The sequence below is a fragment of the Paenibacillus sp. FSL F4-0087 genome (assembly GCF_038020215.1).
GTDB classification, from domain to species: Bacteria; Bacillota; Bacilli; order Paenibacillales; family Paenibacillaceae; genus Paenibacillus; species Paenibacillus taichungensis.
Window position 1 is genome coordinate 6,964,822 of the sequence record NZ_JBBODJ010000001.1, and the last position, 12,130, is coordinate 6,976,951.

Genomic DNA, 12,130 nt, shown 5'->3' on the forward strand with positions numbered 1-12,130 from the left:
TTGTATTGCTTATGTGGTTCTCTTGGCCTAACTCCATTTATATATTACATAACTAAACATGTATATACAAGTTGAAACTTCAATATGCTATCTTTTTCCTCTTCTACACATTCCCCATTAATGATTCCTCTGTAACAATTATTTTGCTGCATGCGTTCGAGAACTCCATGATATCTGTATCTGAAACGAAAAAACCGTCTGTTACCCCATGATTTCATGCGGGTAAACAGACGGTTCAAATTTAAAGATAGGATCAGTTAAAAGTTCATACGAAGCCCTTTCACTTCCTGTTTATTACAGCATGTCCGTCGAAACCATTCCTTTTCCCTGTTCCATTTTGTTCAACTTCACCGGGGATATCGACGCTTGTTCTTCTCTCTCCAGCTCTTCGGCACTGATCTCGCCAGACAGTACAGCCCGCATGCGTTTTTGGTCCAGCAGTCCTTCCCACTTCGCCACGACAAATGCCGCAACACAGTTACCCATCAGATTCGTGAATACTCGCATGGTGTCCATGAAACGATCCGCACCGAGCAGTAAGGCAACAGCAGCTACCGGGAATGCATTCAGAGCCGCTGCTGTAGCAGACAAAGCAAGGAATGCGGAGCCAGGTACACCCGCCATACCTTTGGAGCTAAGCATTAACACCAGTAAAATCGTAATCTCTTGTCCCAGTGTCAGATCAACGCCAACCGCCTGAGCCAGAAAAACGGTCGCCAGCGATAGGTAGATCGAGGCTCCGTCCAGATTGAAGGAGTACCCCGTCGGAACCACAAGGCCGTCGACAGCACGATCACAGCCTGCTTTGGTCAGCTTGTCCATCATGCGAGGCATAACGACTTCCGAGGAGCCTGTACCAATCGCCAGCATCACTTCGGAACGTGTATATTTTACAAATTGCAAAAAGTTCAGTCCTGTAATCCACCAGGCAGCTAGTGCAAGCATCACCAGAAACAGTAACGCTGCTCCGTAACAGGCTATAATCAGCAAGCCGAAGGAGGACAGCGTGGATGCTCCATATGCTCCAACAGTGTATGCCATGGCTCCGAATGCTCCAATCGGTGCCAGTTTCATAATGTACCCAATAATGCGGAATAAGATACCCAGTACATTTTCAATTAGCGTCAGCACATTCTCCTTCGCCTTACTTTCCGTTGCTGCCAAGGCTACCCCGAACAAACAGGCAACGAGCAGCACTTGCAGCAATGCATTTTGTGCAAATGCATCTACAACACTTGTTGGAATAATATTCATGATAAAGTCGACGACATGCGGCAGTTCAGAGCCATTGGTTTTGGCTTCGATGCCACTTGCATCAAGGGTCGAGGGGTCCACGTTCATGCTTGCACCCGGACGAAGCAGGTTCGCTGTGCCGAGTCCAAGGACCAGCGCAACCGTCGTAGCGATTTCGAACCACAGAATGGCTTTAAACCCAATGCGTCCGACTGATTTCAGATCACCGATTTTGGCAATGCCTGTCACGATCACCATAAAGATTAATGGAGCAATGATCATTTTGATCAACTTGATGAAACCTGTTCCGAGCGGCTGCAGCAGACTGCCCAGATCAGGCCACAGAATGCCTACACCAATCCCGATGATAACCGCTACAATAATTTGAAAAAACAATGATTTCACAAATGACATGAACGCTCCCCCTGTTTTTCGGTCAATTCGGATTTCCGTTTGGTTTCCGTGTAATTTTTTATAACATTGCAGCTCGAACCTCAACAATGGGATTTCAAGATTTTTGTCATTCGGACCAACTGAGGCGTGCTAAATTGAACTTGGAACCGAAAAAAGACGAATATCACGTCAGTTATCTTGATGTGATATTCGTCTTTAGCTTTGTATTGCTTTTATGATTGAACAGTGATTAATAGAGCATTACAAGGTAAGAGATTGTCCCGGTGCCAGCACACGGCCTTCCAGACCTTTGGAAGCAAGCTGCTCCACAAACTTCTCGGCATCCTGACGAATCACCGGGAACGTATCATAATGTACTGGAATCGTCAGCTTGGCATTGAACCATTCAGCAGCCTGCAGAGCATCCTCCGGTCCCATGGTGAAATGTCCACCAATAGGCAATAGTGCTACGTCGATATCATGGCGGTCGCCAATCATTTTCATATCACCGAACAGACTAGTATCACCGGCATGCAAAATGGTTTTGCCACCAATGTTAATAATATATCCTGCAGGCAATCCTGCGTACATGATCCGTTGTTCCTCTTCCAGCACGATCCCGGATGTATGGAAAGCCTGAATCATTTTGGCTTGCGCAAAACCAAGATCCACCGTTCCACCCATGTTCATGCCAAGAGTGTCCAGACCTTTCCAGGACATATATGTAGCCAGTTCCACAATCGCAACCACCTTGGCATTGTTGGCTTTGGCGATCGGTTCAGCATCCAAAATGTGATCCATATGTGCATGTGTCAGTAAAACGGCATCGGTCTTGATGTCTTCCGGTTTGGTGACAGCAAGTTCATTGCCACGCAGGAAAGGATCAATGATTAACGACTTCTCTTCTGTGCCCAGTTGTACACTGGAGTGTCCGTGGTAAGTAATATTCAGCAACTTGGTATCCTCCTGACATATGCGTTCGTTAGTTTGATTTTCAACCTATATTATAATTCAAAACTCTTCGCCAAAGCAAAATAACGCCTCATCGCTGCATTCGATAAACCCGTGCTTCATAAGGCTGAAGAAGAATCTCGCCCTTATCGGTGGAATATCGTTTACTGACATTGCTGATGACCATCTTGGCATTCTCCTCGTTCCACCCTTCAGGCCATTGCATCTCAGGCTCATGTTGCCGGAAATTCAGAATAACCAGCATCTGCTCATCATCCAGCGTCCGGGTATAGGCATAAATATCGGGATCATCCGGCAAAAGCAGCTCATATGCTCCATAGATAAGTACTTTATGTTGTTTGCGAAGAGCGATTAGTTTACGGTAATAATGCAAAATGGACTGGGGATCACGTTCGGCATCCTCCACATTAATCTCAGGATAGTTCGCATTCACCTGAATCCATGGCTCACCATCGGTAAATCCGGCATGTTTCGTATCATCCCACTGCATCGGTGTACGTGCATTATCACGACTCTTGCGCCAGATCGCTTGCATGACTTCATGTTTCGCTCGCCCCTGACCAATATGCTGCCGATAATAATTCATCGTTTCAATATCACGATAATCCTCAATATCAGGAAAAGCAACATTGGTCATGCCAATCTCTTCCCCTTGATAAATGTAGGGAGTACCTTCCAGGGTGAGCATCCACGTAGCCAGCATTTGGGCAGAGCGCACTCTGTACTTTCCATCATCACCGAAACGGGATACTGGGCGCGGCTGGTCATGATTGCCCATGTAATTGGCATTCCAGCCTCTGTTATGCAGTACGGTTTGCCAGCGGCTCATTATTTCTTTCAACTCGGGCAGCCTCCATTCCCGATAGTTCCATTTGCCGATTCCGGATGATTGAGCATCCACAAACATATGCTCAAACTGGAACACCATATTGAGCTCATTCCGATCTGTCCCAACATAGGCCAGCGCTTGTTCCGGTCCAAGCCCGGAAGTCTCCCCAACAGTCATTGGACCATAAGGCTTCAGGATCATGTCGTTAAGTTTGTTCAGAATCGAATGTACTTGCTCGAGGTTGGAAAAAAGCTGGTACGCAGGAACGACCGGCAGATTATCCGGATTATGTGCGCTGGGTAACCCCTCTGCCTTGGCGATATGGGCCACCGCATCGAAACGGAAACCATCCACACCTTTTTGCAACCACCAATGCACCATCTCATACATCTCTTCTGCCATCTGTGGATTGTTCCAATTCAGGTCAGGCTGGTGTTCAGTATAGAGATGCAAATAATATTCATTCGTCTCCGGATCATGCTTCCACACAGAACCCCCAAAGTAGGACTCCCAGTTGTTTGGAACCTGACCATTTTTACCTGAACGCCAAATATAATAATCCCGTTTCGGGTTCACTTTCGATGAACGTGACTCGGCAAACCACGCATGTTCATCCGACGTATGATTCAGTACCAGATCCATCATGATCTTGAGACCACGCTTGTGCGCTTCCGCCAGCAAACGGTCGAAATCCTCCATCGTGCCGTACTTACGTAAAATGGAGTAATAATCACGGATATCGTATCCGTTATCATGACCAGGTGAATCGTAAATAGGACAGATCCAGATTACATCCACGCCCAGATCAGTCAAATAATCGAGCTTATCATATATCCCCTGCAAGTCACCCTGACCGTCCCCATCGGAATCTTTGAAGCTGTTGGGGTAGATCTGGTACACCACACTCTCTTTCCACCAAACGATATAGACCACCTCGCTTTCTTTACTCTTTACTATATAACCCGTTAGTATGTTTTATCCGAAATGCTCTTCTTATAAACAGAAAAGATCCATGAACACAAAAAGACCCGATCTTTGACCGCTATTCGCAGTTTATTTTCGAGTCTTTCTCTGTGAATATATGAATAAGGTAAACCCTATGTATCCAATCCAGGCACCCAACGTATTCAAAATAATGTCATCGACATCAAACGAACCAACACGGGTAATCAATTGCGTAATCTCAACAGCTAACAAAAGCATTACAACAATACCTGTAAATAGTAAAAACTTTCGGCACATGCGGAATAACCATGGTATCCATATTCCAAGCGGTATGAATAAAACAATGTTTCCGAACAGATTCTTCACCCAGGCTTCCGTATGGTATCTGTTCTTTTCAAAAAGTAAGGGCTTAATTGTCTCTAATGGTACCAAGTTATATTGATAATTCACGCCAGGCGTCCTCCCGCTGACAAATAGCAAGTTGCCCATAATCAACGTGTACAGTACTGCCATGCAGGCAACGATAGCAAGCATCCACCTGGAGTGGAGCCACGAACGTTCGTTCATTGTCTGAATTCCTCCGACTTTTTTTCCCGCAGAGCGGTAGGTCTATTTTAAAGGGATACAGATCTTCATGTCCAGCTGCTCAGGCGTGGACTTCCGTATATCTGTCACCTCAAAATCCTGTCCTTCCCTTCGTTCATAGTTAGACTTCGGCCCAGTCTGCCTCATCCTTTATACCACATCGTTACCTAAACAGAACCTAAACTACAGCAGTGAAAATTTAGCTGGTTTTTATCCATTTGGTTAGCTTCTATTTAACTTGGGCAACTAGAATTTTAAATAAGCCAGTAATCAAAATATGCTCCTCGTCACCGAAGCTTCTTGTTGGATTTCTGGATCATTCGAAGAATTAACACAAGAGATAATAGAATTTACGGGAAGGAGGACTCATGGTCCTAACCATTTAAAAGCGCGCGTCGAAGGTGGGGTGAAATGAAAGGACTGGACGTTCGCATCCTCGGTATGAAACTCCGCAAAATTGTCGGCACTGTTACCAAAGACTTTGCGGGACTATATCTTGACTTAATCGAAGTTAAAATCATAAGAAAAATGAGCAAATAAAAAAATATTATTGTATAGTGGGAGTGTTTATCATGTCAATTAATAGGGACAAGCTTCAAGAAACTTTGGACCCTGCCCTTCGGGTTCGTCCCCGCGTAGGATGGGGTGTTCTCACATATTTCCTATACAGCGCAGTCTTCTACGCGATCTTCTTGCTCAACGGCATTGATTACACGCGAGTGGGTGAGAGTGAGCGGACCCTTCTTCTCTGGTACATAGCACCGCTGTCCGGCGGTGCCGTGCTGACCATCACAATGGTCACGATCTACGGATGGTGGCGTCCTAGCCTGGTTGAAAGGCGGCGTCTTTCTCGATCGACAATGACTCTCCCGATCATCATGATGGTCATCGCGATCGTGAACATGCTAATCGGTGATTTCACCCGTGTCACCCCCCTCATGTGGCTGTATCTCATTTTCGGCAGTATCATGGTCGGCTTCAATGAGGAGATGATCAATCGAGGTCAGTTAATGGTTGCTCTGCGCAGCCGATTCGGGGAAACCGGGGTCTGGCTGCTCTCAACAGCGATGTTCGCAGTCTTCCACCTGCCGAACATGTTTTTGGGCATTGGAGCGGGTGCCCTGTTCCAGGTAATGATCGCTTTTGGCCTCGGTTCGATCTTCTACCTCGCTCGGCGGTCTACCGGATCACTCGTGGCCTCCATATTCCTGCACGGGTTCTGGGACTTGAGCGTCTTCTCAGCGAATGGCGCATCGGCGTTACCCATCGCTGGTTTATTAGCTCCGTTGTTGGTGATCGCTGCAGTAATCACAGTTCCGATCATCCTTCGTCGTGAAAAGCTGCGTGATAGCGCTCCAAGTGTGTCCCGACCAATCGGCTGATTCATACAAAAATCCCCTTGTGCAACAAGGAGTGATCTCTGATAAAGGTTTATGAACCCAACAGAGATCCACCTAGTGTACAAGGGGATTTCATTGTTAAACAATAATTATTTAACCTTTCCAGTGTCCGGAAACCGGATGAATGCCCCAGATATCAGTCGCATATTCACTAATAGTGCGATCACTGGAGAAAATGCCAGATTGAGCGGTATTTAGCACCGACTTACGTGTCCAGCCCGCTACATCGCGGTATGCCAAATCAATGGCAGCATGCGCATCGGCGTAGGCAGCAAAGTCACGCAATACAAAGTACTCGTCACCATGGGCCAGCAAGGAATCATAGATATCCCAGAATTCACCATCACGCTCACAGAACGTTCCCGGATGTACCAGCTGCTCCACTACCTCCCTAATTCGTTCATCCTGCTGTACAATCTCATTTGGCCGATAACTGCCGGAGCGGTAATATTCAAGCACCTCGTCTGCACTCAGACCAAAGATAAACATATTGTCTTGACCAACCTGCTCTGCCATCTCCACATTCGCGCCGTCCATAGTACCAATGGTCAACGCACCGTTCATCATAAACTTCATGTTCCCCGTACCGGAGGCTTCCTTGCCTGCGGTTGAAATCTGTTCGCTAACGTCCGCGGCAGGAATAATTTTCTCGGCAAGAGAGACCGAGTAGTTTTCCAGGAAAAATACCTGTAGACGATCTTTCACGGCTACATCGCGATTGACCGTATCTGCAACCGTGTTAATCAACTTGATAATTTTCTTGGCAAAATAATAACTCGGCGCTGCCTTTGCTCCAAAAATGAACGTACGTGGCACAATATCAAACGAAGCATCGCTCTTGAGACGGTTATACAAATGCATAACATGCAGAATGTTCAGCAGCTGCCGTTTGTACCCATGCAGCCTTTTCACCTGTACATCAAAGATGGAATCCGGATTGACAGCCTTCCCGGTATGATCCAGGATGTACGCGGCCAGTCGCTCCTTATTATTACGTTTAATGGAATGGTACTGCTGCTGGAATGAAGCATCGTCTGCAACGCCTACCAGCTCATTCAGTCTGCCCGGCTCCCTAATCCACTCACTTCCAATCGTATCTGTGATCAGATTCGACAGCTTCGGATTGGCATGCATCAGCCAGCGGCGATGGGTAATGCCATTCGTTTTGTTATTGAAGCGCTCCGGATAGAGTGCATAGAACGGAGCCATTTCCCGTTCCTTCAATATTTCGGTATGCAATGCCGCAACACCGTTAACGCTATGACTGCCCACAATGGCCAGATGAGCCATCCGCACCTGATCGTTCGCAACAATAGCCAGATGCTGGATACGATCCTGGTCTCCGGGATAACGTTCAAGCAGCATGCCGCAGAAACGTTTGTTGATCTCTTCAATAATCATGTAAATGCGTGGCAGCAGCTTGCTGATCATGGCCACAGGCCATTTTTCAAGCGCCTCACTTAACGTTGTATGGTTGGTATACGATACGGTGCGGGTTGTAATATCCCACGCTTCATCCCATCCATATCCTTTGACATCGATCAGAATGCGCATCAGTTCGGGAATCACGAGTGTTGGATGAGTATCGTTAATATGGAACGCCACTTTATCCGGCAATCGATCATACGAAAGCTCAAGCTTGTTAAATGTACGCAAAGCACTCTGTACGCCTGCCGAACACATAAAATATTGCTGTTTCAGACGAAGCAGCTTGCCCTCGTATTGGGAATCATCCGGGTACAAGAACTCCGAGATCGATTCTACCGAACGGCTGTAATCCAGATATCCGTAATAGTTCGAAGGGGTATCGAGTGAAGTCTCCCGCTTGGGCTCCGCACTCCATAATCGCAAGGTGTTTACATGGGGCTGGCCATAACCAATCACAGGCACATCATAAGGAACAGCTACAACTGATTCGGCATCCTTCGTGACAAATTGGTAATGTCCATCCTGTTCATAGGCTTCCACACGGCCCCAGAACTGCACTTCCACCTTTTTGTCCGGACGGCGCACTTCCCATTCATTGCCCTTCTCGAGCCAATTATCGGGTAATTCGACCTGATTGCCGTTAATAATTTTTTGCTCAAACAAGCCATATTTATAACGGATTCCGCATCCATGTCCTGCATAGCCGAGGGAAGCCAGTGAATCCAGAAAACAGGCTGCGAGTCTTCCCAGACCTCCGTTGCCGAGCCCTGCATCCGCCTCCTGTTCTTCCACTTCTTCCAAAGAGAAGCCCAGTTCAGCCAGACTGTCTCGGACGAGTTCCAATTCATTCACATTTAACAGGTTGTTGCCGAGCAGACGTCCAATCAGGAATTCCAGCGAGAAGTAATAGACCTGTTTATCCTGGCGCTGCTTAAACCCCTGATTCGACGCCGCCCAATCTTGACCCGCATATTCGCGGATCATGCTTCCAAGTACGTGATAGACATCCTCCTGCGTTGCTTCTGCTAATGGTTTTCCCAATTTGCTGACCAGATTGCGTCTAAAAATACTCTTGAACGTTTCCTTGTTGTCAAACAAAAGAAGGTTCCTCCCGGTGAAATCCTGTAGGGTGGTAGCGGTTCATACACTCAAGTGCTCAATGTTCTGCAAAGTGGCCGTTACGGGTACGAATCGTTCTTTCGATCGCTGTTATCCCTGTATTTTCTTTATTCTATTATTCAGATGTGAAAATACAGTGATAAAGGCGAACGCTACGCTTCTTCAGAATCGATTTCGTTCCCTCCACTACGTTTGCACGTTGGCAAGCACAATCGAAGTTGCATTTCAACTTTCGCTCATGAACCTTAAATCCATCCTACAGGATTTTTATTTTATATATATTTATAGATGATATCGGTTAAGTGTTGGTATTAGATAATAGTACTCTTCGCCAGAATATACGGGTTCGACGGGTCGCCGATCAGCGTCTGGCCGCCGCTTAACTTTACATCTTTGTCGAGAATGACGTTCTCCAGAACGGCGCCTTCTCCGATGTAGCATTTTTGCATAATAATAGAACCTTTAATTTTGGCCCCCTTCGCCACATGCACCCCACGGAACAGGATGCTGTCTTCGACTTCTCCGCCCACAATGCAGCCGTTCGCAAGCAAGGAATGTTTCACCTCAGCAGTATCCAGGTATTTGGCAGGTGCCTCGTATTTAATCTTGGTTTGAACAGGTTGTTCCTTGAACAGCTGCTCATACAGTCCGCTATTCAACAATTCCAGACTGTTGCGGTAATAGCTATCGATCGAATTGATCACGGCGTGATAGCCATCATAGGCATACGCCGCAATGTTCAAGCCATCCGGGTTTTTCTGAATTACATCACGGAAGAAATGGCTTTCGCCATGAGCGATGCAGCGCTGCACTTGGCGCAGGAACAGTTCTTTTTCCATAATGAAAATTTCTGTATATATATTCGGGTGATCGGCGCTTTGGTGAATGTCCACCACATTACCGTTCCCGTCATCTTCAACTTTGACACAGGCATCATGCTCAGGCAGCAGTTGATCCACTTTTTTGCAGACCAGCGTTACATCCGCGCCTTTGCTTATATGGTATCTGTACACGTCCTGCAGATCTGCTTTGGTTACATGCCGACTACCTGCGTGGACTACATATTGCCCTGAACCCCGGCGGAAGAAATCGAGATTATTGTGAAAATGCTGCAAATCCCCTTGTGACGTATCGGTTGGATCGTTCCAGTCTGGTGGTAAAATAAACATACCGCCATGCTTGCGATCCAGATCCCACGGCTTACCGTCTCCCAGATGATCCATGAGTGAACGGTACTTACGACGCACAAATACACCGATACTCTCAATGCCAGCATTCATCATATTGGATAATACAAAATCAATCAGACGGTAACGCCCGGCATAAGGCACCGCGGCTCCACAGCGAAAGTACGTCAATTCCTTCAATTCCTCAAGCTCATGGTCAAGGTTAATAACTCCGATCAATGGTTTCATCGCATGCACCGTCCTTTGGGGTTTAGATTAGGCTTTGCTTGTCATTCCCTCGAGAAGCTGACGTTCCAGTTCTTCCTGATCGACTAGCAATATATCACTTTCATCCTCAGGGGCGGGCGACAGATGTACTCCATCCGGGATCACCAATCCTTCGGCAATAATAGCTTTGTGAATGCGTACATTTTGACCGATCTTCACTTTTGGCATGATCACTGAATCGGTTACGGAACTGTTCTCTCCCACCTCAATACCGTAGAACAACACCGAGTGTTTAACCTCACCATGTACCACACTGCCTTCACTGATGATGCAATTCCGCACCTTCGCCGATGGAGAAATATATTGCGCAGGCTGATTTGGATTCCGGGTATAGATACGCCAATCCGGATCGTTCAGATTAAACGGCGTTTCTTCATCCAACAGGTCCATATTGGATTCCCACAGACTGTGGATTGTACCGACGTCTTTCCAATACCCTTCAAACGGATAAGCGTATAGTGATTTTTCATTTTCAAGCAGCAAGGGAATGATATCTTTGCCAAAATCATAGGAGGTGGATGCCTGCTGTTCGTCCTGGATCAGGAAGCGTTTCAGCACATCCCACTTGAAGAGATAGATACCCATGGAAGCAAGCGTGCTCTTGGGTTCAGGAGGTTTTTCTTCGAATTCATAGATGCGATAATCATCGTGGGTGTTGAGCAACCCGAACCGGCTGGCTTCTTCCAACGGAACGTCAATGACCGATATGGTGCAATCTGCATCCTTTTCTTTATGATATTGAAGCATCTTCTCGTAATCCATTTTATAGATATGATCCCCTGACAAGATGAGCACATGCTCAGGATCGAATTGTTCGATAAAATTCAGGTTACGGTAGATCGCATCCGCCGTACCGCGGTACCAGTTACTACCATCTTCACGTTCATGAGGAGGAAGTACATATACCCCGCCATTTTTGCGGTCCAGATCCCAATCACTGCCAATGCCGATATAGGAGTGCAGCACCAGAGGTTCGTATTGGGTTAATACACCGACCGTGTCGATGCCAGAATTGGAGCAATTACTTAGAGGAAAATCAATGATGCGGTAGGTTCCGCCAAAATAAACAGCAGGCTTGGCCAGTGATTTGGTCAGTCCCTTTAATCTTTTGCCTTGCCCTCCAGCGAGCAGCATCGCTACAACTTCTTTTTTTGCCATCATTACAGCCTCCTCCATGTGCATTCGTTCTAAATCATTTCAGAGCCCATAATCCGATATGCTGTTGTGTGGACACTTTTGTCATGATTAGGAGCATGCTGTACAGACTGTGTTACTTAGAATTGCAGCCGAACGTTGTTCTTTGTAATGTCTGAAAGTAGATGATACGTGCAGAATTGCCTGTACTTGTTGTGTAGAGGTGATAGGTGGATGTAAAAATTAAGGTGTACCCCGTGAGAAATGCAATACACTACTCCTATATAACATTAAACACGAAACGGGCTGAGGAATCTTGCTGGAAAACTTCGACAAAAGTTTAAATGGATATCACTCCTTCCTTTATGCCGCTGTTATTAAATATTGTATTCGATAAAAAGGGATCAAACTCCTTTTGGAAAATTCATGGTAAAACTGTGACACTACTAGACCAATAAACCTATAAAATCAAAAAAGCAGGTCTTATGAATCAGTAAATGGCAATTTATTTGTAAATTTTTAGAGGAATATATTGAAATGTGTCGAATAGATTGATGTAGTATAGAAGTTATGATCAGAATTGCAAAAGCAATCTATCAGAAAATTATATACTAATAACTATAAATTATTTGGAGGTT

9 protein-coding genes are annotated in these 12,130 nt (G+C 46.1%); 2 read left to right on the forward strand and 7 right to left on the reverse strand.

Translation table 11 applies throughout. The annotated features are described in order from the left end of the window. Positions 1-294: 294 nt before the first annotated feature. The 4 genes from dctA to MHB84_RS31285 all read right to left on the reverse strand — a co-directional run bounded on the left by dctA (position 295) and on the right by MHB84_RS31285 (position 4,939). Positions 295-1,647: a C4-dicarboxylate transporter DctA gene (gene dctA / locus MHB84_RS31270; protein ID WP_076290985.1), complete on the reverse strand. Its 1,353-nt coding sequence runs from the start codon at positions 1,645-1,647 to the stop codon at positions 295-297. 240 nt (positions 1,648-1,887) lie between these two features. Further along, positions 1,888-2,580, reverse strand: a complete 693-nt coding sequence (locus MHB84_RS31275) for a metal-dependent hydrolase (RefSeq protein ID WP_063563389.1) — start codon at positions 2,578-2,580, stop codon at positions 1,888-1,890. An 88-nt stretch (positions 2,581-2,668) separates the two neighbouring features. Next, the gene (locus MHB84_RS31280) at positions 2,669-4,360 is read right to left on the reverse strand and encodes a glycoside hydrolase family 13 protein (protein WP_076290984.1); all 1,692 of its coding nucleotides are present in this window, start codon (positions 4,358-4,360) and stop codon (positions 2,669-2,671) included. A gap of 120 nt (positions 4,361-4,480) precedes the next feature. Next, positions 4,481-4,939: a VanZ family protein gene (locus MHB84_RS31285; protein WP_076290983.1), complete on the reverse strand. Its 459-nt coding sequence runs from the start codon at positions 4,937-4,939 to the stop codon at positions 4,481-4,483. A 429-nt stretch (positions 4,940-5,368) separates the two neighbouring features. Between MHB84_RS31285 and MHB84_RS31290 the strand changes: the two genes are divergently transcribed. Together MHB84_RS31290 and MHB84_RS31295 are read left to right on the forward strand one after the other, a co-directional pair. Further along, on the forward strand, positions 5,369-5,497 hold the full coding sequence (locus MHB84_RS31290) for a hypothetical protein (protein ID WP_256716893.1): 129 nt from the start codon (positions 5,369-5,371) through the stop codon (positions 5,495-5,497). A gap of 32 nt (positions 5,498-5,529) precedes the next feature. Continuing rightward, positions 5,530-6,339, forward strand: coding sequence for a CPBP family intramembrane glutamic endopeptidase (locus MHB84_RS31295; RefSeq protein WP_076290982.1), 810 nt, complete (start codon positions 5,530-5,532; stop codon positions 6,337-6,339). 111 nt (positions 6,340-6,450) lie between these two features. Here the strand turns inward: MHB84_RS31295 and MHB84_RS31300 are convergent, their stop codons facing one another. From MHB84_RS31300 to MHB84_RS31310, 3 genes are all read right to left on the reverse strand, one after another. Further along, a complete protein-coding gene (locus MHB84_RS31300; protein ID WP_076290981.1) occupies positions 6,451-8,883 on the reverse strand; it encodes a glycogen/starch/alpha-glucan phosphorylase in 2,433 nt (810 codons plus the stop codon). A 332-nt stretch (positions 8,884-9,215) separates the two neighbouring features. Then, positions 9,216-10,319, reverse strand: coding sequence for a glucose-1-phosphate adenylyltransferase subunit GlgD (glgD, locus tag MHB84_RS31305; protein WP_024631848.1), 1,104 nt, complete (start codon positions 10,317-10,319; stop codon positions 9,216-9,218). Between the two features lie 27 nt (positions 10,320-10,346). Beyond that, positions 10,347-11,516, reverse strand: coding sequence for a glucose-1-phosphate adenylyltransferase (locus MHB84_RS31310; protein ID WP_064638873.1), 1,170 nt, complete (start codon positions 11,514-11,516; stop codon positions 10,347-10,349). Positions 11,517-12,130: the final 614 nt, after the last annotated feature.